The following is a 24916-nucleotide window of genomic DNA, read 5'->3' as shown; positions in this document are numbered from 1 at the left end:
ATGGCGAGAGAAAATATCTTTGTCTCACTTATGAACCAGTACGCTTATTTGCGAAGCTTGCGGTATCGAGAAGGAATGTACGATGACAGTGGAAAAAAAAGTAGAACGTAGTCTGTTTAATGAGGTGATGGTGCCTTGTTATAACCCAATGGAAATGATCCCAGTAAAAGGGGAAGGCGCACGCGTTTGGGACCAACAAGGCCGAGAGTATATCGACTTTGCTGGTGGTATCGCTGTGAGCTGTTTGGGTCACTGTCACCCAGCAATGGTTAACGCAGTTACTGAGCAAGCAAACAAGATTTGGCATTTAAGTAATGTAATGACCAATGAACCTGCATTGCGTCTAGCGAAGAAGTTAACAGACGTATGTTTTGCAGAAAAAGTATTCTTTGCCAACTCTGGTGCAGAAGCGAATGAAGCAGCATTGAAGCTAGCTCGTCGTTGGGCAGCAGATGTTCACGGTCCTGAGAAATCTGAAATCATTGCATTCAAACAAGGTTTCCACGGTCGTACTTTCTTTACCGTAACGGTGGGTGGTCAAGAGGCTTACTCTGATGGCTTCGGTCCTAAACCGGGCGATGTAACTCACCTGCCTTACAACGATATTGCAGCACTAGAAGCGCACATCTCAGATCGCACATGTGCAATCATGATGGAACCTCTGCAAGGCGAGGGCGGTATCATCTCTCCTACATCTGAGTTCGTGAATACGGTTCGTGAACTGTGTGATAAACACAATGCGCTGCTTATCTTTGATGAAGTGCAAACAGGTAATGGCCGTACGGGTAACTTTTACGCTTACCAAGGTCTAGGTGTAACACCTGACATCCTAAGCACAGCGAAATCACTAGGTGGCGGTTTCCCAATCGGCGCAATGCTAACAACGTCTGAACTTGCGACGCACCTAAAAGTGGGTACGCACGGTTCTACTTACGGTGGTAACCCACTGGCGTGTGCCGTTGCTGAAGCAGTTGTTGACGTAGTAAGCCAACCTGAAACGTTGGCTGGCGTGAAAGAACGCGAAGCACTATTCCGTGATGGTTTAGCTAAGATTAACGACAAATACCAAATATTCAGTGAAGTTCGCGGTAAAGGCCTATTGCTAGGCGCAGCGCTTAATGAGGCATGGCAAGGTCGTGCTCGTGATGTATTAGTAGCAGCAGGCGAACAAGGCTTGATGGTACTGGTTGCGGGTGCAAACGTGGTTCGTTTCACGCCATCACTGGTTATCACTACACAAGAAATTGAAGAAGGTTTATCAAAACTAGATAAAGCAATCGCTACGCTAGTTTAGCCTGAGCGGCGTCATAGGAATGATCGCCATTAGAGCGATCCCATGACGTACTGCTAAAGGCCCAAGCTTCTGGTTTTGGGCCTGTTTTGCATCTGGAGGGAATATTGATGCTAGTTGTTCGCCCAATAAAATTATCTGATTACGATGCGCTGCATACCTGCGCGGTTGAATCTGGTCACGGATTCACATCTCTTCCGGTTAACGAAGAACTGTTAACTAACCGAATTACTCACTCTGAATACAGCTTTGCTAAACAAGACGTGACTGAACCCGGTGATGAAGGCTACCTAATGGTTGGTTTCGACACTGAAACGGGAGAAGTTGCAGGCACGACAGGCATCGAAGCTTCAATTGGCTGGGATGTTCCGTTTTACTCTTACCACATCAGCAAAGTGGTTCACTCATCGCAAAAGCTTGGCGTGAATAACGTCGTGAAGCTACTGACTTTCGGCAATAACTACACCGGATGCAGTGAGATCTGCACACTGTTCTTGCGCCCAGCTTTCCGTGGTGGATTGAATGGTCGTTTGATGTCGAAGTGTCGCTTCCTGATCATGTCTGAGCACCCAGAGCGTTTCTCGAAAACGATTTTTGCTGAGATGCGTGGTGTATCGGATGCGGAAGGTAACTCACCTTTCTGGCAGTGGCTGCAAGAGCACTTCTTCTCAATTGATTTCACGCTTGCAGATTACCTAACTGGTATCGGTAAGAAAGGCTTCATTGCTGACCTAATGCCAAAGCTGCCTATCTACGTGAACCTACTGAGCAAAGAAGCTCAGGCAGTGATTGGAGAGGTACATGATAATACACGCCCTGCACTTAAGTTGTTGGAACGTGAAGGTTTCACTAACCGTGGTTATGTCGACATCTTTGATGCAGGCCCAACGGTTGAGTGTGATCTAAAAAACATTGAATCAGTGCGTCATGCGATTCGAGCACAAGTTCAGATTGCAGAGCACTCCAGCTCTAAAGACTTCCTAATTGGTAATACCTCGTTTGAGAACTTCCGCGCAGTAGCCGCGAAAGGCGCGTATGACCAAGCAAGCGATACAGTGATTTTATCATCTGAAGTAGCAAGCGCTCTTGAAGTAAAAGAAGGCGAATTCGTTCGCATGTTGGCTCAATAAGAGCGGCGATTATCTGTCGAAGATTTTAAGGATAGAAGTATGACTCAGTGGATAGCAGGACAGTGGGTGGCAGGTCAAGGCGACGCCATGACATCAGTAAGCCCATACAACAATGAAGTCGTGTGGCAAGGCGATAGTGCAACACCAGCGCAGGTTGAATCTGCAGTAGCAGCGGCTCGTGATGCGTTCTTAGTTTGGAAAAAACTGAGCTTTGCAGAGCGTGAAGCGATCGTGTTGAACTTTGCTGAGAAAGTAAAAGATAACAGTGAAGAGATTGCCCAGATTATTGCAAAAGAGACGGGTAAACCTATTTGGGAAACTCGCACTGAAGCGGGCGCAATGGCGGGTAAAATCGCTATCTCTATTCGTGCTTACCACGAACGTACGGGTGAAGCTTCGCGTGAAGCGGCGGGTAACCAAATCGTACTGCGTCATCGTCCATTAGGCGTTATGGCGGTATTTGGCCCTTACAACTTCCCTGGTCACCTACCTAACGGCCATATTGTCCCAGCACTGCTATCGGGTAATACCGTGGTATTTAAGCCGTCAGAGCAGACACCTTGGACAGGTGAGTTTGCGATGAAGCTATGGCAAGAAGCTGGCCTTCCTGCTGGCGTGATCAACCTAGTGCAAGGCGCTAAAGAGACAGGTATCGCACTAGCCGATGCTAAAGGTCTTGATGGCGTGCTATTCACGGGTAGCGCGAATACCGGTCATATCCTTCACCGTCAATTCGCAGGTCAACCGGGCAAGATGCTGGCGCTAGAGATGGGTGGCAACAACCCTATGGTGATCAGTGATCAATTTGGTGATGCTGACGCGACGGTTTATACCATTATCCAATCGGCTTTCATCAGTGCAGGTCAACGTTGTACATGTGCTCGTCGTTTGTATGTTCCTGTGGGCGAGAAGGGCGATCAACTGCTCGATAAGCTCGTTGCGGCGACCTTGAAGATTCGTGTTGATCAGCCATTCGCTGAGCCTGCACCCTTCATGGGCCCACAAATCTCTGAAGCGGCAGCTAAGTTCATTCTGGACGCGCAAGCTAATCTGCAATCACTAGGTGGTGTAAGCCTAGTTGAAGCAAAAGCGGGCGAAGCGGCGTTTGTTTCTCCGGGTATTATCGATGCAACCAACATTGCTGAACTGCCAGATGAAGAGTACTTCGGCCCATTGCTGCAAGTAGTTCGTTACCAATCGCTAGAGCAAGCGGTTGAGTTAGCTAACGACACACGCTTTGGTTTGTCTGCTGGCTTAGTATCAACAGATGATTCGGAGTGGGAATACTTCGTTGACCATATCCGTGCGGGTATTGTTAACCGTAACCGCCAGCTAACAGGCGCAAGTGGTGATGCACCATTTGGTGGCCCGGGTGCTTCAGGCAATCTACGCCCAAGTGCTTACTACGCGGCGGACTATTGTGCTTACCCTATGGCGTCAATGGAAGGCGGTGAAACTCAACTGCCAGCTACGTTTAGCCCAGGTATTGAGCTGTAGTTTTGGCTTTTAAGCTATAACTTGATGAATCACAAGCTTATGAGCTCTAGGTTCATGAATAACAGATTCATTGGTTAATTGTGTAATAAGGAAGCGGTGTTATCGCTTCCTCTTTTCACCCACGTCCGACACCTCGATTGGGCGGTAGATAATAATAGAACAAGTATGTCACAGGCTGATGGCTGCTGACTCTATGTCCAGCCTCTCCCTTTCTAATCCAATTACTAGCTTGCTAGAACCTCTGACAAGGAGTCACCATGACGCCCGATCTACTCTTTAAATCACTATGGGACGATTACATTCACAGGCTTTGTCCATCGGCTGAGAAAGTGCATCACTTGCTGAAAGAAGACGAAGCGCTGATTAATGATCACATTGCACTGCGTACATTCAATGTTGCACCGCTAGGTATTGAAACATTGGCTAAACCTTTCCTTGAGTTAGGTTACAAGGCGTGTGGTGATTACTTATTTGAGAGTAAGAAGCTAGTGGCTAAGCACTACGAGCACCCAGATCCAAACCAACCAAAAGTGTTCATTAGTGAGTTGAAGGTAGAAGAGTGTTCAAGTGACCTGCAACAGATCGTTGCTAAGTTGGTTGAGCAAGTTGACGCAAGTAAGCTTCAAGGTCATGAATTCTTGTTTGGTGGTCGTCTTTGGGATTTGAACTTCGCAGATTTCCAAGTGCTAGCAAAAGAGAGTGAATACGCTTCTTGGCTCGCGGCTCATGGTTACGGTGCAAACCACTTTACGGTGAGTGTGAACCAGTTAAATAAGTTCGATGAAGTGCAGGCCGTGAATGACTATCTGAATGAGTCGGGATTCACTATCAATGCATCTGGTGGTGAGGTTAAAGGCTCTCCAGAGGTCTTGTTAGAGCAATCATCAACAATGGCAGATAAAGTCCCAGTTTCATTTGTTGAAGGCAATGAGATGATTCCTGGTGGCTTCTATGAGTTCGCTAAGCGTTATGCGATGGCCAATGGTGAGCTTTATACCGGATTTGTCGCGGCATCAGCTGACAAAATCTTTGAAAGCACCAACGGTTAAAGAAAGATACGAGCACGGGCTTTGCCCTAGAGGTGCGGGTACGCTTCGCATCGAGAGTGTTTGCGCTTGGACGCGGTAGGTGCTCTATTCGCATCTCGCATCTGCTCTCTAGATCTCTAGAAAACAAAAAAGCCACCAAATTCACATTTGGTGGCTTTCAAATTTTTGGCTCAGTTAATCGAGATTAACGAGTACCGTATACCACGATAGTCTTACCGTGTGCAGAAATTAGGTTCTGCTCTTCAAGCATCTTCAAGATACGACCTACGGTCTCACGAGAACAACCAACGATCTGGCCAATCTCTTGACGAGTGATCTTGATTTGCATGCCGTCAGGGTGAGTCATTGCATCTGGCTGTTTCGCTAGGTTAAGTAGCGTTTGAGCGATACGACCGGTAACGTCCAGGAACGCTAAGTCACCAACCTTTTGGCTAGTTACTTGTAGACGGTTTGCCATTTGCGCTGAAAGGCGCATCAGGATATCTGGGTTCACTTGGATAAGTTGACGGAATTTCTTGAAAGAAATTTCAGCTACTTCACAAGGAGATTTAGCACGAACCCACGCAGTACGCTCTTGGTCTTCTTCGAAAAGTCCAAGTTCACCGATGAAGTCGCCTTGGTTTAGGTAAGAAAGAATCATTTCCTTACCTTCTTCGTCTTTGATAAGAACAGCCACAGAACCTTTAACGATGTAGTACAAGGTTTCTGCCTTTTCACCAGCATGAATCAAAGTACTTTTTGAAGGGTACTTATGAATATGACAGTGTGAAAGGAACCACTCTAATGTTGGATCGGTTTGAGGTTTACCTAGAACCATAATATCTCACTTCCTCTGCAGGGTATGCTTGCCGCTTTCCGTATTTTAGCTAAGCCTGAATTGACTCAGTTAGGATAAGAGCACTCGTTGAGTGCTGCAAGCTATCTTGTGTTTCGTTTAAGAATAGTATCCTTTTTCAGGTACTATTTCTTGATTTTAATCGTGACCAAGCTACGATTTTTTACGCAAAATTGTGCACATGATCACGGTATGAAAAGTAATCAACCAGAATGTCGTTTTGTTAACCTATTTTTCCGGTTTCGATTAGTTGTTGTAGAATCGGCCTTACAATGAGCTCCATAGCAAAACTCATCTTGCCTCCTGGCACCACGAGCGTGTTATGACGTGACATAAATGAGCCATCAATCATAGCTAAAAGGTAAGGGAAATCGACGTTTTTGATGCCGCGCAAACGTATAACTACGAAGCTTTCGTCTAAACTTGGAATCCCTTTGGCGTTGAGTGGGTTCGATGTATCTACGGTAGGGACACGCTGAAAGTTGATATGAGTACGCGAAAACTGCGGGGTAATGTAGTTAAGGTAATCATCCATTGAGCGAACAATAGAATCCATCACCGCTTCGCGAGAGTGCCCACGATCGCGTGTGTCACGAACGAATTTCTGAATCCACTCCAAGTTTACGATCGGTACCATGCCGATAAGCAGATCGACGTGTTGCGAGACGTTAATGTCGCCATCGACTACGCCACCATGAAGGCCTTCGTAGAACATCACATCCGAGTTTTCAGGGATCTCTTGCCATGGCGTAAAGGTGCCGGGCATTTGGTTGTAAGGAACGGCTTCATCGAAGGTATGTAGATAGCTACGGACTTTACCCGTGCCTTCATTTCCGTATTGACGGAAGAACTCTTCTAATGCGCCAAAATCGTTAGCTTGTGGACCAAAGTAGCTGATGTGCTTACCTTGCTCGCGCGCCTTACGGATCTCGACATCCATCTCTGGTCGAGTGAAGCGATGGAAACTATCCCCTTCAACCCAAGCTGCCTTAACGTCCATCATATTGAACATTTTACGGAAGGCTTCTGAGGTAGTGGTGGTGCCGGCTCCAGATGAACCCGTCACCGCAATAATTGGATGTTTAGCGGACATGACAACCCTTGTCTTTTGAGTAACTTACTTGTTAGCAATCGTTTACCACTATAACACGGCTCCTTTATGAGCGCAGCTTAGAAGCGTTTTGTGACTTGAATATCAACGGTTTCATGCAGCTCAGAAAACACGATACTGACTTCCTTTGAGGCTAATTGATGTTTCACTTGGTCAATCTTGTTTTGCAGTGAAACCTCTACGTCACCGTAGTCTGTGCCTTCACGCAACACGAATTCTTTAATGAGGTTTTCTAGCGTTTCTGGTGCGATGTCTTGCCATGGGATGATCATAAATACTTCTCTCTTTTATGTTCATGGATATGTTCATAAATAGGTTTATTGATGTGTTGATTAGTGTGTCTAGCGACGCCTATCACTCAGCTCTTAAAAGGCTCGGCCATTATGCCGAATCTTGAATACTTTCATAGTAGGCGGGTAATGCTTCTTCTAACCAAAACCTTGGTTTGAGCGTACTACCAGTAATGAACCCCACATGGCCGCCTTTTTGAAACAGACGATAGTCGATGTTGTCAGGTAGAACGAATTTTGGAATCACATCATCGGTCATGAACGGGTCGTCTTTCGCATGAATGATCTGAGTCGGTAGCTTAATCCGATTCAACTTCGGCAAGGCAGAGCATTGAGCATAGTAATCTTGTGCATTCTTGAAGCCGTGCAGAGGCGCAGTGATTCGCTCATCAAACTCATACAACTTATCGATCTTCTTGATGCTTTCTGCTGAGATGCCAATCTTCTCTTTCAGCAGCTTATGTTTCTTCAATGCATTCGATTTCAAAGAATTGAGCAGGTACTTTTTATAGAGTTTGGAGAAGCCTTGTTCAATACGACTTGAACAACAAGCAAGGTCAAAGGGGGCTGAAACAATCGTCGCCGCCGAGATTAACGGATCATCAGCATAGTCGGCGAGATAATTAGCCAACATGTTGCCGCCTAGCGATATCCCAACCGCAACCTTAGGGTTATTGGGAAACCTTGAATGTAGATGCCTTAAAAAGAAGCGCGCATCTTCGACTTCTCCAGAGTGGTAAGCACGAGCTAAGCGATTTGGCTTTCCGCTGCAACCTCTGAAGTGCATCATCACGGACAACCAACCATCCTTAGCAAACGCATTCATCAGTCCATTGGCGTATGGGCTCTCAAAGCTACCTTCTAATCCATGGAATAGGATGAAGATAGGCTTGTTGCTTAGTTTGTCGGAACTTGGTTTGTCGGAGCTTAGGTTATCAGAGCTTGGATTGTTATTAGTCGAGCTGTCACTACTGGAGTTGTCACCATCGGGTGATTCGCTCCATGCAAGGTCGAGAAAGTCACCATCGGGTGTTTCTAAGGTTTGCCATTGAGGAGCAAACAACGCCTGCTTTCTAATAAACCTAGGTACCAAGGTCTGTAGGTGAGGATTTGATAAACCAGCAGCAGCGGTAAATATTGTCATAAAACAGTCCATGCTTATTTATGGGCTTTGAAAAGTGTTGAGCTTTTAGTGAAACGCCCACGTTTTTATTTGAGCTTGGTTGATTCTCGGCATAAGCGCAAGGGTTTCACAGAGACGAGCTACAAAAACACGCCATGAGTAACTGATTGAATAATATCGAGGTTAAGCTTGGATCTAGACGGAATAAAAGGGAAAGGCAACGAGTTAAGGCTGAGGGGCTGGTTCAGAAAAAGCATCATAGAGGTTTTCTGCGCCGAGTAGCCGACAATACTCAAATGCGAGTGGCGATTGTTGATTGCAGGAGAGATGCAGAGAGTTGATGCAGTCGACGAGATCAGATTGCTGTTGCTTCTCTAGCTGCAGCTCAAATTGGAGTGCTTCGCGGTAGAGAGAATCGACAACTTGAGGTTTGAGGTGCTTACGCAGCTCTCGATAGCTGTGAAGAAGAGTTTCAGAGCGGCTCAAGCACTGTTGAACTTTATGCCACTCTTCTTCAGCAAAAGACAATTGCTGCTCATCAAGCCATTTGAGAAGCAGCAGTAGATTGACGTTGCCGTGGAACTGGTTTTGCAAAGCTAAGCACGCATCCTTTACACCGCGCACACTGTAATACTGAAGGCTAAATTGCCATAGTCGTTCCAGTGTTAGTGATATCGGGGCGTGCTCTGGGCTCATAAGCTATCCATTTCCTGTTCCATTTGCTCAAGCTCTTCTTGAGTGGACATCCAATCCATTTCAACTTCTTCTAGCTGTGATTTACTGCTCGCTTGCAGAGCGAGTACCTTATTCAGTTTAGCCTTATTTTCAGCTTCATAAAGTGAAGTGTCAGATAATTGCTGTTCAGCCTCTTCAAGATCAAGCGTCAACTTATCCATTTTCTTTTCAAACTGAGTCAATTGTTTGCGAATCGGCGCGGTCAGTTTTCTGAACTCGGCTTCTTTACGTTTTTGTTCTTTCTTCGATGCCGCACTGTTTGCACTGTCTTTAGCCGGAGCTAACGCTTGCGCTTCTTTACGTTCAATTTTTTGCTGTTCAGTCAGCCATTTATAGTAATCGTCAAGATCACCATCAAACGGCGCAACCTGACGGTCATGTACTAGGTACAAGTCATCGGTGGTTGCACGCAGTAAGTAACGGTCGTGCGATACGATAACCATCGCACCTTCAAACGTTTGCAGTGCGAAGGTCAGCGCCTGACGCATGTCGAGATCCAAGTGGTTGGTTGGTTCATCGAGTAATAATAGATTTGGCTTTTGCCATACCAGCAGAGCCAGCACCAATCGTGCTTTTTCACCACCCGAAAACGGAGCCACTTTATCGAGTGCTTTTTCACCTTGGAAGCCAAAGCTGCCTAGGTAATCACGCAGTTGTTGTTCGGTGTGTTTAGGCGCAATCTGCATCATGTGTTGCAGTGGCGTTTCTTCTGGGTGCAGCGTCTCTAATTGATGCTGAGCGAAGTAACCCATCTTAACGCCTTGCGAATAGCTCAGCTCACCACCTTGCTGTTTCAGTTCACCTGAAAGCAGCTTGATCAGGGTTGATTTACCTGCACCGTTTCGACCCAGTAGACCGATACGGCTACCCGGAACGAGGTTAAGGCGAATCTTTTCTAGAATCAGGTTGTCGTCGTAACCCGCCGATACCTCATCCATCATCATGATTGGGTTCGGCAGCGCGTCCGGCTCTCTAAATTCAAAGCTGAATGGGTTATCAAATTGAGCGGGTAGCACTTGTTCCATTTTCTCAAGCGCTTTAATACGGCTTTGCGCTTGGCGAGCCTTTGAAGCTTTGTAGCGGAAACGGTCAATGTAGCTCTGCATGTGAGACATTTGTTTCTGCTGCTTTTGGAACATCGCTTGTTGCAAAATAAGTTTTTGAGCACGTTGAGTCTCAAACGACGAGTAATTACCGGTGTATTCGTTCAGCTGTTGGTTTTCAACATGCACGATGCGGTTGACGATCGGGTCTAAGAAGTCTCTATCGTGCGAGATAAGAACCAGTGTGCCTGGGTAGTTTTGTAACCAGCGTTCTAACCACATCACAGCATCTAAATCTAAGTGGTTGGTTGGTTCATCGAGTAGCAGTAAGTCACTGCGACATAGAAGGGCTTGCGCTAAGTTCAAACGCATACGCCAACCACCCGAAAATTGGGTCAGGTTCCATGTCATTTGCTCTTGGCGAAAACCAAGGCCATCCAGTAATTCAGCTGCTCGTGAATTGATGGTGTAACCACCAATGGTTTCAATCTTGCCGTGTATCTCTGCTACCAATGTACCGTTGTCGGCCTGCTCTGCTTTCGCCAGTTGCTCTTCAAGGCCACGATACTCTCTGTCACCATCAATTACATACTCAATGGCTTTTCTTTCTAATGCAGGGGTTTCTTGTGCAACCCAAGCCATTTCCCAGTGAGCGGGTTTACTGAATGAACCGGCATCAATCGATAGCTCGTCTTTAATTAAGGCGAACAGCGTAGATTTACCACAGCCATTTTTACCGACTAAACCGACTTTGTCGCCAGGATGAAGGGTTGCAGATGCTTGGTCGAGAAGTGGCTTACCGCCGCGTAGCAATTGAATATCAGAGAAAGTAATCATATAGAGGTAGCATAGAAATTAGAGGTGAACAGACGCCTGCATAGTAGGCTGAATCCAGATAAAAGTCGATCACAATGCAATTTGCGTTATGATGCCAATAACATATTAATAACTTTTGCTTAAATTCTTGTGGCCTTGCCACCGTTTAGCTCTAAAAGGAATGTTTCAAAGGAATGAGTAATACTCCCTCGACACAAAAAGCTGTGCCAAAGGTGCTAGTGATCTACGCACACCCTGAGCCACAAACCTCTATTGCCAATCAAATGATGGTTAAAAAGATAGAGTCGCTTGGGCATGTCAAAATCCATGATCTCTACGCGACGTATCCTGATTTCTTTATTGATGTGCCTTATGAGCATGAACTACTGCTTCAGTATGATGTGATTGTCTTCCAACACCCTTTGTTTATGTATTCATGCCCATCACTACTGAAAGAGTGGTTTGACCGAGTATTAGGCAAAGGTTTTGCGTTTGGTGAGCAGAGTGCCCTTAAGGGGAAACACTGGCGTAGCGTGATCACGACTGGTGGTAAAGAAGAGGCGTTTGGAGAGGCAGGCTATAATAAATATCCATTACAAGAGATTTTGCAGCCATTCGAGTTAACCGCCGCTTTGTGTCAGATGCACTGGATGTCACCTTTGGTTTTACACTGGGCAAGAAATGTCTCGGACATGACGCGTTACCAACACGCGGAAGCGTATCGAAACTGGTTACGAGACCCGCTACAAGATATAGGAGCGAATGATGGCTCTGACTAACGATTTTCTACAAAGTAGCGTTATTTTTTTAGCGGCTGCTGTGGTCGCGGTTCCTATCGCGCAGCGAGCTGGCCTAGGCTCAGTGCTCGGTTATCTATTAGCTGGCGTGGCGATTGGTCCTTGGGGGCTTGGTTTAATCAGTGATGTTGAAGCGATTCTGCACTTCTCCGAGTTCGGGGTGGTACTGCTGCTCTTTCTGATTGGTTTAGAGCTTAACCCTAAAAAATTATGGCAGATGAGAGCGCCTATTCTCGGATTAGGTGGCGCGCAAGTGTTGATCACTACTCTGATTATTACCGCCATCGCCTGTCTGTTCGGATTAACTTGGCAAACCAGCCTGGTAATAGGTATGGGTTTAGCGCTGTCTTCGACAGCCATTGCCTTGCGCGTTATTGAAGAGCGAGAGCTCGGTGGTAAAGAAGCGGGGCAGTCAGGCTTTGCCGTCTTACTTTTTCAGGATATTGCCGTAATCCCTATGCTGGCGATGCTGCCTTTGCTCGCGGGTAATACCGGCGGCAGTTGGGCTGACATGCTGTGGATGCTGGGCGGTGTGATTGGCTTGCTTGTCGGTGGTCACTTCTTGTTAAGACCACTATTCCGATATGTAGTCATGAGCGGTGTGCGTGAGTTGTTCACGGTTGCAGCGCTGTTATTGGTGATTGGTATTGCCGTCATCATGCAGCAGATTGGTTTGTCGATGGCATTAGGTACTTTCTTGGCGGGCGTACTTCTGGCTGAAAGTGAATATCGACACGAGCTTGAGATCGCGATTGACCCATTCAAAGGGTTACTGCTTGGTCTGTTCTTTATCTCTGTGGGTATGGCGGTAAACCTAGGTTTATTGGCAGAAAGCCCATTCGCAATATTGATTGCGGTGTCGTCTCTGGTCGTATTGAAAGGTTTGGTGCTGTATGCACTGGCTCGTATCTTTGGTACTCAAGCTAAAGCGCGCAGTCGCATGGCGATGATTCTCAGCCAAGGTGGTGAGTTCGCTTTCGTTATTTTTACCGCGGCGAGTGCTCAAGGTATCTTAAGCGGCGAACAAGTGTCGTTCTTACTGGTGGTTGTGAGTTTGTCGATGGTGACCACGCCATTGATGCTCAAGCTGCAAGACCGATTCTTTGCTCGTCAACTTAACCAAATCAGCGAAAACGCAATGTCTTCGGATGTTGTCGATCGCAGTCCTCGAGTGATCATTGCAGGCTTTGGTCGTTTTGGTCAGATCATTGGTCGTTTGATGTATGCCAATAAGATTCGTATTACCGTTCTTGAGAGTGATGCCAGCCAAATTCATATCCTTAGAAAGTTTGGCTACAAAGTATTTTACGGAGACTCGACTCATCTTGAGCTATTACGCGCAGCCGGTGCTGATAAAGCAGAGGCGATAGTGCTATGTACTGACTCTCCCGATGAAATCATGAAAACCGTCGATTTATGTAAGCAGCACTTCCCGCGCTTAAAGATTTTAGCGCGTGCACGAAGCCGTGTTGAAGCATATCAATTACTTAACCACGGTGTGAGTAACTACTCTCGTGAAACCTTCCTTGGTGCACTGGATTTAGGTCGTCAAACATTGACTGAACTTGGTATGCATCCATATAAAGCGAAGCGAGCAGAAGCACACTTTAGAAAGTTGGATAATGGTATGCTCAAAGAGTTACTGCCTCAGCATAACGAAGATGCCGAGTTGGCCCAAAGAGCGAAAGAGGCTCGTAAAGAGCTTGAAGAGATTTTTGGACACGAGATGGAAAACGATCACCAGTCTCGAAACTATTGGCAGTAGCCTGAATTGATAACTAATAGCTTGAGTTTAGAGATATAGCTTGAGCTAAGAAATAACAGTCTAGATAACTAATCTAATAATAAACGTGGTCTCTGCTTTTTCTTAAATAGATCTAGAGTGGAAGAACTACGAATCCAGAGTAGTAAAGGATAAGAACGTGAAACAGAAAAAACGCTTTATCGCAGGAGCAAGCTGCCCAAGTTGTAATACTCAAGACACACTCCGTTGGTGGATTGAAAATAATATCGAGCTGGTGGAATGTGTCGATTGTGACTTCACAGAACAGCGTAAACCGAAAACTGTAGAGAAATCTGAACACGCGAATCAAGAAATGATCGGTATTTTTAAGCCTGAATGATTGAGTTTCGTTAATTGATCCCCATAATATCCGGGTACAGAATTTTTCCTAAGCTCAACTGTTCGAGCTTAGTCCAAACCTCCTTGGAGCTCTCATGAAAATTGAAAAGAACGTAGTAGTTAGTGTTGCATATCAAGTGAAACTTGAAGATGGCGTAGTAGTTGACCAATCAACTGCAGAAGCTCCACTAGATTACCTTCACGGTCACAACAACCTAATTACAGGTCTTGAAAAAGAGCTTGAAGGCAAAGTAGCTGGCGACAAGTTCTCTGCAACGGTTACTCCAGAAGACGCATACGGCGAGCACAACGACGCACTAGTTCAACGTGTTCCTGCTGACGTATTCCAAGGTGTTGAGCAAATCGAAGTTGGCATGCGTTTCCTAGCGGATACTGACCAAGGTCCAATCCCAGTAGAAGTTACTGAAGTAGATGGCGACGAAGTTGTTGTTGATGGTAACCACATGCTAGCTGGCCAAACTCTAACGTTTGACGTTGAAGTTGTAGCGGTTCGTGAAGCGACTGAAGAAGAAGTTCAACACGGTCACGTACACCAAGAAGGCGGCTGTGGCGGTCACGACCACGATCATGACCACGAAGGCGGTTGCTGTGGTGGCGAAGGCCATGACCACGGTGAAGAGAAAAAAGACGGCTGCTGCGGCGGCGGTAGCTGTGGTTCTCACTAATACCGAATTAACGGTTTAGTTTAAGAATCTTGAAAGCCTCCCTTGTGGAGGCTTTTTGTGTTTAGGAGTCTAGCTTTTTGATCTCGCTTTTATCCACCAAACCAAGTGTCCGAAAGTCTAAGCATTCGCAAAAAGTTTGGTTTTCGCTATCAGACATCGAACCATGGATGTGGTATTGATAGCACAATATTATAAGACGACGTCAGTGGAGAGTTTGTATGTCACAGCCTTTTTCAATTGCCATTCATGGTGGTGCAGGAACCATCTTGCGAGAGCAAATGAGCGATGAATTAAAAGCGGGTATTACCGAGGCTTTGGAAAAATCGGTTTTGGCTGGTTATAAAATATTGCAATCGGGTGGTGATGCTCTGGATGCGGTAGTCGCATCGGTTAAGGTGATGGAAGACAGTCCCCACTTTAATGCCGGCAAAGGCTCGGTTCTAACGCATGATGAATTTGTTGAAATGGACGCTTCTGTGATGCATGGCCGCGAAATGGATGCGGGGGCCATTGCGGGCGTTCGCCATATCAAAAACCCGATTGAACTTGCGCGTGATGTGATGCTGAAAAGCGACCATGTGTTGCTGATTGGTGAAGGTGCCGAGAAGTTTGCGTTTGAGCATGACTACACCTTTACTGAGCAAGATTACTTCTTTACTGAGCGCCGCTATGACCAACTTCAGTTGATGAAAGAGAAAGGCATCTTTGCTCTGTCTGAAGCGAAATACGATGAGCAGCAAGCTGAGAAATACCCTGACGACAAAAAGTACGGCACGGTTGGTGCGGTGGCATTAGACCAAGCAGGTAATTTAGCTGCCGCAACCAGCACTGGTGGCGTAACCAATAAAAAATACGGTCGTGTGGGAGATTCTCCAATCATCGGTGCAGGCACTGTGGCTGAGAATGGCAACGTGGCCGTTTCAACAACTGGCATGGGTGAATTCTTCCTTAGAAAGATGGTCGCGAGTGATGTAGCGGCAAGAATGCGTTATCTCAAGGAAGATGTGCATACGGCTTGTGAACACATCATTCAAGGTGAACTGAAAACCATGGGTGGTGAAGGAGGCTTGATTGCTATCGATGGCCAAGGTGATATTCATTTCGGTATGAACAGTTCAGGAATGTACCGTGCGAGTGTTGATACGAACGGCTGCGTGGAAGTGAAGATTTATGCCGATGACTAAGCTTGTATTGGTTTAACTGGCTTTAGTTGAATTAGTGCAGATTAAATAAACAAAAAGGGCGACAGATAAGCATCTGTCGCCCTTTTAGTTTTCTATGTCCTGTCCTGAAATGTGTTTACACATTGAGGACGAGAAACTAACGATATGCGTCGCTAGAATCGATTCGTTATTTGGAACCGCACTTAATAGTGTGGAGGTGGCGTCTCTTCTGATGCGTCAGCGAGGTTTGAGCCATCCATATTTTTCACTTTACCTACCACGAACTTCATTTGATCTTGCATTCTCGTGATCAACATCTGTTGTTGGCTAAGCGCTTCATTGAGTTCTTCAATGGTTTGTTCTTGGAAAGCTAACTGACATTCTAGGTCATTCACGCGGCTTTCTAGTTGTTCAATTCGCTTTTCTGTCATCGTTCTTAATCCACATTCCAAGCTTGGGCGATGCCCGCAGAGGTGCCCGATATCACACGGTTCTTTTCATCAAAGGCTGCATCATACACTACCGCACGGGGAGGGCGAGCATCTTTTAATGGCTCAGCATCGTGACGAGAAATTCGTTTTCCATCCTGAGTATTCCACACGCTCACTTGGCTTGATGGCGTACCTGTCACTAACATACTGCCGTCGTCAGAAAAGCGAGCACTGGAAAATATCAGCTGTCGAGACCAGCTCTGCAATTGCGCTTGAGGTTCACCCGTTTCTAGATCCCAAATCATCGCTTGGTTGCCACCATCGGAAGTAAAAGCCAATTCTCCATCCCGTTGTAGTGCAACTCGTACTACTCTTTGTTCATGCTCGAAGGTACGTAACACCAAGCCTGATTCGGTATCCCAAAGGTAAGCTTTATAGTCGTTACCACCCGATAATGCGTAGCGCCCATTCGAAGAGAGGGAGACTGAATTAACTTTTTCTCGGTGAGCGAGGAACTCCAGACGGCGTCCGGTGACTAAGTCCACATAGATGGCTTTGCCGTTAGACAGGCCAAGTAAGACTTTTTCACCATTGCTGGATATGTCGACATCGCGAATCAAGCCATCAGAAATAGACCAAAGCCCTTCAGCTTGAGTCCAAGATAGGTCCCAAACGGCGAAATTCATCTGACTGGCGGTAATCGCAAAGCGACCATTGTCAGAGATGCGGATACGCGATATTTGGTTTTCTGATTGGTCTTGCGGGCCGAGTTGAGCGAGCTCTTTGTTTTGGTCTAAGTCCCAGAGCAGTAAGTGTTTTTGCTGAGAGTAGAGTAGGGCGAAGCGTCCATCTCTGCTTAGGGCAAAGCTGGTGGCACCATTGGGTTCAATTTCCCAACGTTGCTCATCATCTTGGAAGAAAAAACATCCATTTAACAAGGTGATGACAATTGCACATAGCAATGAATGGAAAAATATTTGCATCACGTCTAATAATCCGGTTTTTGTCGAAAGACATATGACTAGTATATTGTTATAACTAACGTATTCACACCAATCTAATCATTAGATTTGTGCACAATAACCAATGGCTTGGCCATTAATTGGAGAATTCAATGAAATCAGTTTTAAAAGTATCACTGCTTGCCGCAACGGTTATGCTAGCAGTTGGTTGTCAGAAAGAAGAACCAAAGGCAGAAGCTCCACAGGTAGAAGAAGCTAAAGTTGCAGCAGTAAACTTTAAAACAGAAGACGACAAAGCGGCATACGCAATCGGCGTATCTTTCGCGAACTACCTAAGCACAAGCATTGATAAGCCAAGCGAGCTAGGCATCAACCTAGACAAAGATATGGTTCTTCAAGGTATTGAAGACGTATTTGCAGAAAAAACTGCACTGAACGAAGAAGAAACTCGCGCTGCGCTTGAAGCTCTAGACAAGCGTGTTGCTGAAACAATGCAAGCACAAGCGGCAGAAAAATCAGCTGAAGTGAAGAAAGCGGGTGATGACTTCCGTGCTGAGTTCGCTAAGACTGAAGGCGTGAAGCAAACTGAATCTGGCCTACTTTACCAAGTAATGACAGCTGGCGAAGGCGCATCTCCAAAAGACACTGATACAGTTCAAGTACACTACAAAGGTACACTAACAGACGGTACTCAGTTTGACAGCTCTTACGATCGTGGCGAACCAGCAACATTCCCACTAAACCGCGTAATCCCAGGTTGGACTGAAGGCGTACAACTGATGCAAGTTGGTTCTAAGTACAAATTCGTAATCCCGCCAGAGCTAGCATACGGTGAGCAAGACACACCGACTATCCCAGCTAACTCAACACTAGTATTTGAAGTTGAGCTACTGAAAATCGATAACGCTGAAGCAGCTCCTGCTCAGTAATATCGAACGAAAGTATCGAATGAATATTTCGTATTAAAATTCGTGGATTGAATAAAAAGCCTAACGTTGAGTTGGGCTTTTTTTTGCTTTTTAAATGAGTATTTGATTTTTAAAGTTGTTCTAAATCACTAGTTGCAATGTTAGCTAGGTGTGCAATTAAAATTTTCTGATAAACTTACATAAATTTGTTGATTTTTCACACGAAGGTAAGGAATAAGTGACTACTACAGAAACAGTCAATGCGGATGTGTTACTTGAAATGGAATCAGTCCACGTCATGCCATTCAGTGAACACGATAAAATTATCTTAAGATCTTATGAGGCCGTGGTTGACGGTATTGCGAGTCTTATCGGTCCGTTTTGTGAAATCGTTTTACACTCTTTAGAAGACCTCAATACTTCTGCGATTAAAATTGCCAACGGCGAAAATACAGGTCGTCAGGTTGGTTCGCCGATCACCGATCTTGCATTAAAGATGCTGAAAGATATTGAAGGTTCTAAGCGTAACTTCTCACGTTCATACTTTACTCGTGCTAAAGGCGGAGTATTGATGAAGTCGATCACGGTTGCTATCCGCAATGGTGAAGACCGAGTGATTGGCTTGTTGTGTATTAACGTAAACCTAGATGCGCCATTCTCACAAGTACTGCAATCTTTCATGCCTACGCAAGATGCGGACGAAGCTGCATCATCAGTAAACTTTGCAAGTGATGTGGAAGAGCTTGTCGACCAAACGGTTGAACGCACCATTGAAGAAATCAATGCAGACAAATCAGTATCGAACAATACTAAGAACCGTCAAATAGTGATGGAGCTTTACGACAAAGGTATTTTCGATATTAAAGACGCGATTAACCGTGTAGCTGAGCGTTTGAATATCTCTAAGCACACCGTTTACTTATACATCCGTCAACGCAAAACAGAGGATGAAGAGGGTTGTTAAGCTACACACTCCTAGTTAATGGGCCCGTTTACGGCTCACAATCCGCAAGAAGTGCTTATCAGTTTGCAGTGGCTCTATTGAAACAGGGCCACAAACTCCACAGTGTGTTCTTCTATCAAGATGGTGTTAGCAATGGCTCTGGCATTACTGTACCTGCTAATGATGAATTTGACTTAGCTGCCGCTTGGCAAAAACTGGCGGATGAGCACAATGTTAGCCTAGAGACATGTGTTGCTGCTGCGCTCAGACGCGGAGTGATCAGTACGGACGAAGCTACACAACATCAATTGAGTGCCTCTAACTTGGCGGCTGGGTTTACCCAAGCTGGGTTAGGGAGCTTATCTGAAGCACTTTTAACGCAAGATAGGGTTGTGCAGTTTTGAGCAAATTGGCCTTTGTATTTAACACTTTTCCTCATACTACGGCTGCGGGTAGGGAAGGGCTAGACGCACTGCTAGCGGCTTCAGCCTATAGTGAAGACATTACCGTATTCTTTGTCGGTGATGGCGTTACACAGCTTCTCAAGGCTCAACAGCCAGATGAATCCCTATCACGTGACTATATTTCAGCATTTAAGCTCATGGATCTCTACGACATCGAGCAGGTTTACGTGTGTCAACATAGCCTCAATCAGTTCGGCCTCTCGACAGATAATTTGTTGATCGATGTGACTGCGCTAGAAGTGAGTGAGTTAACGCAGAAGTTAGCTCAGAGCCAAAAAATACTGACTTTCTAGGGAACGTTATGCTTCATATTGTAAAATCAGTAGACAAACTCAAGCTTGCATTGGCGTACTCGCAACAACAGGATCACATCCTTTTGTTGGAAGATGCGGTGTATGTTTGCCTGCCAAACCATGAGTTATTCAAACAAATCTCAACCGTTGAGCATGTGTCGGTATTAAAATCAGATCTAGATAGCCGAGGTTTACAACAACTTGCTTCAAGCACTCTGAATCAAGTGGACTTCGATGGATTCGTCAAACTGACGGTTTTGAACGACAAATCAGTCACTTGGTAGCTGTGTTTTATCAGTATGGTTAAAAAAAGACCATCCTGAGCTCTAGACGGCTAAAAAAGATCTGTATATTTCTTGACACACATCCCACTGCTGAATAGAATTTTGCGTCCCTATTTACACTATGTGTAATAGGGCTAGATTTTTCATCAAGCTTACTTTCAAGTAAATCAGGAGCTAGTTAATGGCAACTATTAACCAGTTGGTACGTACTCCTCGTGTAAAGCAGGTTGTTAAAAGCAACGTGCCTGCACTAGAAGCGTGCCCACAAAAACGTGGTGTATGTACTCGCGTATATACTACTACTCCAAAAAAACCGAACTCAGCACTACGTAAAGTATGTCGTGTTCGTCTAACTAACGGCTTTGAAGTTACTTCATACATCGGCGGCGAAGGTCATAACCTTCAAGAACACAGTGTTGTTCTTATCCGTGGTGGTCGTGTTAAAGATTTACCAGGTGTGCGTTACCACACTGTTCGCGGTGCACTTGACTGTGCAGGCGTTAACGACCGTAAGAAAGGTCGTTCTAAGTATGGTGTGAAACGTCCTAAGTCTTAATGCGTCTTTTTTTAAAAGAAAGCGTTAAGTAAGGCCAAACACTATTTATTTATTATTCTGAAAAGTTTTGGAAAAAACCTGAAGAAGACAACGGAGAAATTCCATGCCACGTCGTCGCGTAATAGGCCAGCGTAAGATCCTTCCAGATCCTAAGTTCAAATCTGAACTGCTGGCAAAATTCGTTAACATCCTTATGGTTGACGGAAAAAAATCTACTGCAGAGAAGATTGTTTACACTGCACTAGAAACTATGGCTGAGAAATCTGGTAAAGATCACTTAGCTGTATTTGAAGAAGCTCTTGAAAATGTTCGCCCAGCGGTAGAAGTTAAATCTCGCCGTGTGGGTGGTTCAACTTACCAAGTACCTGTAGAAGTTCGTCCGGTTCGCCGTAACGCTCTTGCTATGCGTTGGGTAGTTGAAGCTGCGCGTAAGCGTGGTGAAAAATCTATGGCTCAACGCCTAGCTGCTGAAATGCTAGACGCGTCTGAGAACAAAGGTACTGCGGTTAAGAAACGTGAAGACGTTCACCGCATGGCTGACGCAAACAAAGCGTTCGCACATTACCGCTGGTAATACCTTTTCAGTGCTGCAAGGTTCCTTGCAGCACTTCTTTAGTTCCTATGCTTATGCTAGGAACTATTGCTATTTCTAGGGCAAAGCTTTTTAGCGAAGCATCGCTTTTAACGCATAATCTAGACATAGCAATAGTCCCTAAGTCTCTAATAAGAGGATTCAACCGTGGCTCGTAAAACTCCTATTGAGCAGTACCGTAATATCGGTATCGTTGCTCACGTAGATGCAGGTAAAACAACCACAAGTGAACGTATTCTGTTCTATACCGGTCTTTCTCACAAAATCGGCGAAGTTCACGATGGTGCAGCAACCATGGACTGGATGGAGCAAGAGCAAGAGCGCGGTATTACGATCACTTCAGCAGCAACTACTACGTTTTGGCGTGGTATGGAAGCTCAGTATTCTGACCACCGTATCAATATCATCGATACTCCTGGACACGTTGACTTCACAATTGAAGTAGAACGTTCTCTGCGTGTACTTGATGGTGCAGTTGTTGTTTTCTGTGGCTCATCTGGTGTTGAACCTCAGTCAGAGACAGTATGGCGTCAAGCTGATAAGTACCAAGTTCCACGTATGGTTTTCGTTAACAAAATGGACCGTACCGGCGCAGACTTCTTGCGCGTAGTTGAACAGATCAAGGACCGCCTAGGTGCGACTCCTGTTCCGATTCAACTGAACATTGGTGCTGAAGAAAACTTCCAAGGTGTTGTCGATCTTATTAAGATGAAGGCAATCAACTGGAACGAAGCTGACCAAGGCATGACTTTTACGTACGAAGACATTCCAGCAGACATGCAAGAAATGGCTGAAGAATATCGTACAGAACTTGTTGAAGCTGCTGCAGAAGCAAATGAAGAGCTGATGGATAAGTACCTTGAAGAAGGTGAATTAACAGAAGCTGAAATCAAACAAGGTCTTCGTACTCGTACCCTTAACAATGAAATCGTACTTGCAACTTGCGGTAGTGCTTTCAAAAACAAAGGCGTACAAGCTGTTCTAGATGCAGTTGTTGATTTCCTTCCTTCTCCAGTCGATGTACCTGCAATTAAAGGTATCGATGATGACGAGAATGAAATTGAGCGTCACGCGGACGACAAAGAACCGTTCTCAGCACTAGCATTTAAAATTGCAACAGACCCATTTGTTGGTACTTTAACTTTCATCCGTGTTTACTCTGGTGTTGTTGAAAGCGGTAAAACAGCTTACAACTCTGTGAAGAAACAACGTGAACGTTTAGGGCGCATTGTTCAAATGCACTCAAACAAACGTGAAGAAGTAAAAGAAGTACGAGCAGGTGACATCGCAGCCATTATCGGCCTTAAAGATGTGACTACTGGTGAAACTCTATGTGACCAGAACCATAAAATTGTTCTTGAGCGTATGGAATTCCCAGATCCAGTTATTCAGATCGTTGTAGAGCCTCGCTCTCAAGCTGATCAAGATAAAATGACTATCGCGTTAGGTAAGCTAGCGGCAGAAGATCCATCGTTCCGTGTTGAAACGGATGACGAAACTGGCCAGACACTAATCTCTGGCATGGGGGAACTGCACTTAGATATCATCGTTGACCGCATGAAACGTGAATTCAGCGTGAACTGCAACGTTGGTAATCCGCAAGTTGCTTATCGTGAAACCATTCGTGGTACAGCGAAAGCTGAAGGTAAATTTATCCGCGAACATGGTGGTAAAGGACAGTACGGTCACGTGTGGCTGAAACTGGAACCATCAGAAGCCGGTGAAGGCTTTGTCTTCGTAGATGAAATTGCCAATGGTATCGTGCCAAAAGAGTTCATTACCTCTGTCGCTAAAGGCGTTGAAGAGCAAATGAACAATGGTGTATTAGCGGGCTATCCAGTTTTGGATATCAAAGCTACACTATATGATGGTTCTTACCATGAAGTAGATTCAAGTGAGATGGCGTTTACAATCGCTGCCTCTATGGCTTTCAGAACGGGTGCACTAGAAGCGCAACCAGTTTTGCTTGAGCCTATGATGAAAGTTGAAGTAACTACTCCAGAAGACTGGATGGGTGACGTTGTTGGCGATATTAACCGTCGTCGCGGCATCATCGAAGGTATGGACGAGGGGACAGCTGGCCTGAAGATAATTCGTGCACAAGTTCCGTTGTCTGTCATGTTCGGTTACGCAACTGATTTACGTTCTGCGACACAAGGTCGTGCTTCTTACTCTATGGAGTTTAGTGAGTACGCCGAAGTGCCAAAAAATGTTGCTAATGCAATCATTGCAGAGCGTGGTTAAACAAAAGGGATGCATTTTTTTCATTTTTTGAAAGATCAATGCGTCCAAATATTGCGCTAACGAGAGTTGGCGCATAAAATAGCAATTTCTGGCGCGTCTCGCTCAATAATGAACGTGGCGAATCATAACTAGGAAGGAACACGATTGTGTCTAAAGAAAAATTTGAACGTACGAAACCGCACGTAAACGTTGGTACTATCGGCCACGTTGACCACGGTAAAACAACTCTAACTGCTGCTATCTGTACTACACTTGCAAAAGTGTACGGCGGTGTTGCTAAAGATTTCGCATCTATCGATAACGCTCCAGAAGAGCGCGAGCGCGGTATCACAATCGCAACTTCTCACGTTGAGTACGATACTCCTGAACGTCACTACGCACACGTAGACTGTCCTGGACACGCCGATTATGTTAAAAACATGATCACTGGTGCTGCTCAAATGGACGGCGGTATCCTAGTTGTTGCTGCTACAGATGGCCCTATGCCACAAACTCGTGAGCACATCCTACTTGGTCGTCAAGTTGGTATCCCTTACATCATCGTATTCATGAACAAATGTGACATGGTTGATGACGAAGAGCTACTTGAGCTAGTAGAAATGGAAGTTCGTGAACTTCTTTCTGAGTACGAGTACCCAGGAGACGACCTTCCAGTAATTCAAGGTTCTGCACTTGGCGCTCTAAACGGCGAAAAGCAGTGGGAAGACAAGATCGTTGAGCTTGCAGAAGCACTAGATTCTTACATTCCACTTCCAGAGCGTGCTGTTGATCTACCGTTCCTACTTCCTATTGAAGATGTATTCTCAATCCAAGGTCGTGGTACTGTTGTTACTGGTCGTATCGAGCGCGGTATCCTACGTGTAGGTGACGAAGTAGAAATCGTTGGTATCAAAGAAACTACTCTTACTACTTGTACTGGTGTTGAAATGTTCCGTAAACTGCTTGACGAAGGTCGTGCAGGTGAGAACGTTGGTGCACTTCTACGTGGTACTAAGCGTGATGACGTTGAACGTGGCCAAGTACTTTCTGCTAAAGGTTCAATCAACCCACACACTAAGTTTGAGTCTGAAGTATACGTACTTTCTAAAGACGAAGGCGGCCGTCACACTCCTTTCTTCAAGGGTTACCGTCCACAGTTCTACTTCCGTACAACTGACGTAACAGGCGATATCACTCTACCTGAAGGCGTAGAAATGGTAATGCCAGGTGACAACGTTCAAATGACTGTTGAGCTAATCGCTCCAATCGCAATGGACGAAGGTCTACGTTTCGCAATCCGCGAAGGTGGCCGTACTGTTGGTGCTGGTGTTGTAGCTAAAATCTTCGCTTAATCGCGTATTGATTTTGCACACTCTTCATTAGAAGAACTGCATTAAAAAAGGGAAGCTTCGGCTTCCCTTTTATTTTTCTAACCTTTTTCGTTTCTACAATTCCCCAAGTGTTCCCCGTTCTTTGCTATTCGACTTTCGTCATTCAGCTACCATCGATTGCTTCCATCAAATATATTCCGATTATTTTTCCAACGCCACTTGCATACCAAAATGTGATCTG

General features: G+C 45.4%; 26 protein-coding genes. 18 read left to right on the top strand and 8 right to left on the bottom strand.

The features are described 5' to 3' along the window. Positions 1-82 precede the first annotated feature (82 nt). The 4 genes from OW495_RS23290 (at position 83) to OW495_RS23275 (ending at position 4967) form a co-directional block, all read left to right on the top strand. Complete coding sequence (locus OW495_RS23290; RefSeq protein ID WP_012604934.1) at positions 83-1294, top strand: aspartate aminotransferase family protein; 1212 nt, start codon at positions 83-85, stop codon at positions 1292-1294. Positions 1295-1401: 107 nt separating this feature from the next. Then, the gene (gene astA / locus OW495_RS23285) at positions 1402-2421 is read left to right on the top strand and encodes an arginine N-succinyltransferase (RefSeq protein WP_065113646.1); all 1020 of its coding nucleotides are present in this window, start codon (positions 1402-1404) and stop codon (positions 2419-2421) included. Positions 2422-2460: 39 nt separating this feature from the next. Next, positions 2461-3918 carry a succinylglutamate-semialdehyde dehydrogenase gene (gene astD / locus OW495_RS23280; RefSeq protein ID WP_065113647.1) on the top strand — a complete coding sequence of 486 codons (1458 nt, stop codon included), beginning with the start codon at positions 2461-2463 and terminating at the stop codon, positions 3916-3918. 257 nt (positions 3919-4175) lie between these two features. Beyond that, complete coding sequence (locus OW495_RS23275) at positions 4176-4967, top strand: DUF1338 domain-containing protein (protein WP_065113648.1); 792 nt, start codon at positions 4176-4178, stop codon at positions 4965-4967. A 184-nt stretch (positions 4968-5151) separates the two neighbouring features. Here the strand turns inward: OW495_RS23275 and crp are convergent, their stop codons facing one another. The 6 genes from crp to OW495_RS23245 all read right to left on the bottom strand — a co-directional run bounded on the left by crp (position 5152) and on the right by OW495_RS23245 (position 10941). Then, entirely contained in the window at positions 5152-5784 is a 633-nt protein-coding gene (gene crp, locus OW495_RS23270; RefSeq protein ID WP_004729651.1) for a cAMP-activated global transcriptional regulator CRP, read from the bottom strand. Between the two features lie 241 nt (positions 5785-6025). Further along, a complete protein-coding gene (locus OW495_RS23265; protein WP_004729650.1) occupies positions 6026-6895 on the bottom strand; it encodes a phosphoribulokinase in 870 nt (289 codons plus the stop codon). A gap of 77 nt (positions 6896-6972) precedes the next feature. Beyond that, the gene (locus OW495_RS23260) at positions 6973-7185 is read right to left on the bottom strand and encodes a YheU family protein (RefSeq protein ID WP_004729649.1); all 213 of its coding nucleotides are present in this window, start codon (positions 7183-7185) and stop codon (positions 6973-6975) included. Positions 7186-7294: 109 nt separating this feature from the next. Then, entirely contained in the window at positions 7295-8347 is a 1053-nt protein-coding gene (locus OW495_RS23255) for a hydrolase (protein WP_102513632.1), read from the bottom strand. A 204-nt stretch (positions 8348-8551) separates the two neighbouring features. Then, positions 8552-9022, bottom strand: coding sequence for a TIGR02444 family protein (locus OW495_RS23250; RefSeq protein WP_065104118.1), 471 nt, complete (start codon positions 9020-9022; stop codon positions 8552-8554). Beyond that, positions 9019-10941 (bottom strand): ABC transporter ATP-binding protein, encoded by a 1923-nt coding sequence (locus OW495_RS23245; protein WP_017108555.1) that lies wholly within the window; start codon positions 10939-10941, stop codon positions 9019-9021. Before OW495_RS23245 ends, OW495_RS23250 begins: the two co-directional genes overlap by 4 nt. Before the next feature lie 173 nt (positions 10942-11114). Between OW495_RS23245 and kefG the strand changes: the two genes are divergently transcribed. From kefG to OW495_RS23220, 5 genes are all read left to right on the top strand, one after another. Next, complete coding sequence (gene kefG, locus OW495_RS23240; protein ID WP_017104663.1) at positions 11115-11699, top strand: glutathione-regulated potassium-efflux system ancillary protein KefG; 585 nt, start codon at positions 11115-11117, stop codon at positions 11697-11699. Next, a complete protein-coding gene (kefB, locus tag OW495_RS23235; RefSeq protein WP_289888690.1) occupies positions 11686-13482 on the top strand; it encodes a glutathione-regulated potassium-efflux system protein KefB in 1797 nt (598 codons plus the stop codon). The genes kefG and kefB overlap by 14 nt, the downstream gene beginning before the upstream one ends. Positions 13483-13639: 157 nt before the next feature. Then, positions 13640-13840: a YheV family putative zinc ribbon protein gene (locus OW495_RS23230; protein WP_029235422.1), complete on the top strand. Its 201-nt coding sequence runs from the start codon at positions 13640-13642 to the stop codon at positions 13838-13840. Between the two features lie 94 nt (positions 13841-13934). Then, positions 13935-14525 (top strand): peptidylprolyl isomerase, encoded by a 591-nt coding sequence (gene slyD / locus OW495_RS23225; RefSeq protein WP_017061108.1) that lies wholly within the window; start codon positions 13935-13937, stop codon positions 14523-14525. Positions 14526-14743: 218 nt separating this feature from the next. Continuing rightward, a complete protein-coding gene (locus OW495_RS23220) occupies positions 14744-15709 on the top strand; it encodes an isoaspartyl peptidase/L-asparaginase (RefSeq protein ID WP_289888560.1) in 966 nt (321 codons plus the stop codon). Between the two features lie 182 nt (positions 15710-15891). On the opposite strand, the gene OW495_RS23215 is transcribed toward OW495_RS23220, so the two are convergent. Both OW495_RS23215 and OW495_RS23210 read right to left on the bottom strand, forming a co-directional pair. Continuing rightward, complete coding sequence (locus OW495_RS23215) at positions 15892-16119, bottom strand: SlyX family protein (RefSeq protein WP_004729640.1); 228 nt, start codon at positions 16117-16119, stop codon at positions 15892-15894. 5 nt (positions 16120-16124) lie between these two features. Continuing rightward, positions 16125-17102, bottom strand: coding sequence for a PQQ-binding-like beta-propeller repeat protein (locus OW495_RS23210; protein WP_029223204.1), 978 nt, complete (start codon positions 17100-17102; stop codon positions 16125-16127). A 131-nt stretch (positions 17103-17233) separates the two neighbouring features. Here OW495_RS23210 and fkpA point away from each other — a divergent pair, with 131 nt between their 5' ends. The 9 genes from fkpA (at position 17234) to tuf (ending at position 24696) form a co-directional block, all read left to right on the top strand. Continuing rightward, positions 17234-18010 carry an FKBP-type peptidyl-prolyl cis-trans isomerase gene (fkpA, locus tag OW495_RS23205; RefSeq protein ID WP_004729852.1) on the top strand — a complete coding sequence of 259 codons (777 nt, stop codon included), beginning with the start codon at positions 17234-17236 and terminating at the stop codon, positions 18008-18010. A gap of 217 nt (positions 18011-18227) precedes the next feature. Beyond that, entirely contained in the window at positions 18228-18953 is a 726-nt protein-coding gene (locus tag OW495_RS23200) for a transcriptional regulator (RefSeq protein ID WP_004729851.1), read from the top strand. Then, a complete protein-coding gene (tusD, locus tag OW495_RS23195; RefSeq protein ID WP_281053305.1) occupies positions 18947-19336 on the top strand; it encodes a sulfurtransferase complex subunit TusD in 390 nt (129 codons plus the stop codon). Before OW495_RS23200 ends, tusD begins: the two co-directional genes overlap by 7 nt. Next, positions 19333-19689: a sulfurtransferase complex subunit TusC gene (gene tusC, locus OW495_RS23190; protein ID WP_017104670.1), complete on the top strand. Its 357-nt coding sequence runs from the start codon at positions 19333-19335 to the stop codon at positions 19687-19689. Before tusD ends, tusC begins: the two co-directional genes overlap by 4 nt. An 8-nt stretch (positions 19690-19697) precedes the next feature. Then, a complete protein-coding gene (gene tusB, locus OW495_RS23185) occupies positions 19698-19973 on the top strand; it encodes a sulfurtransferase complex subunit TusB (protein ID WP_289888559.1) in 276 nt (91 codons plus the stop codon). Positions 19974-20154: 181 nt separating this feature from the next. Next, complete coding sequence (gene rpsL / locus OW495_RS23180; RefSeq protein ID WP_012604917.1) at positions 20155-20529, top strand: 30S ribosomal protein S12; 375 nt, start codon at positions 20155-20157, stop codon at positions 20527-20529. Between the two features lie 103 nt (positions 20530-20632). Further along, entirely contained in the window at positions 20633-21103 is a 471-nt protein-coding gene (gene rpsG / locus OW495_RS23175) for a 30S ribosomal protein S7 (RefSeq protein ID WP_017073678.1), read from the top strand. Between the two features lie 165 nt (positions 21104-21268). Beyond that, complete coding sequence (fusA, locus tag OW495_RS23170; protein WP_017104672.1) at positions 21269-23365, top strand: elongation factor G; 2097 nt, start codon at positions 21269-21271, stop codon at positions 23363-23365. Positions 23366-23511: 146 nt separating this feature from the next. Next, positions 23512-24696 (top strand): elongation factor Tu, encoded by a 1185-nt coding sequence (gene tuf / locus OW495_RS23165; protein WP_012604914.1) that lies wholly within the window; start codon positions 23512-23514, stop codon positions 24694-24696. The last annotated feature ends 220 nt before the right edge of the window (positions 24697-24916 follow it).

Source organism: Vibrio sp. 14N.309.X.WAT.E.F5, assembly GCF_030397615.1.
Lineage (GTDB): Bacteria > Pseudomonadota > Gammaproteobacteria > Enterobacterales > Vibrionaceae > Vibrio > Vibrio lentus.
This window is presented reverse-complemented; position numbering and strand designations above follow the sequence as displayed.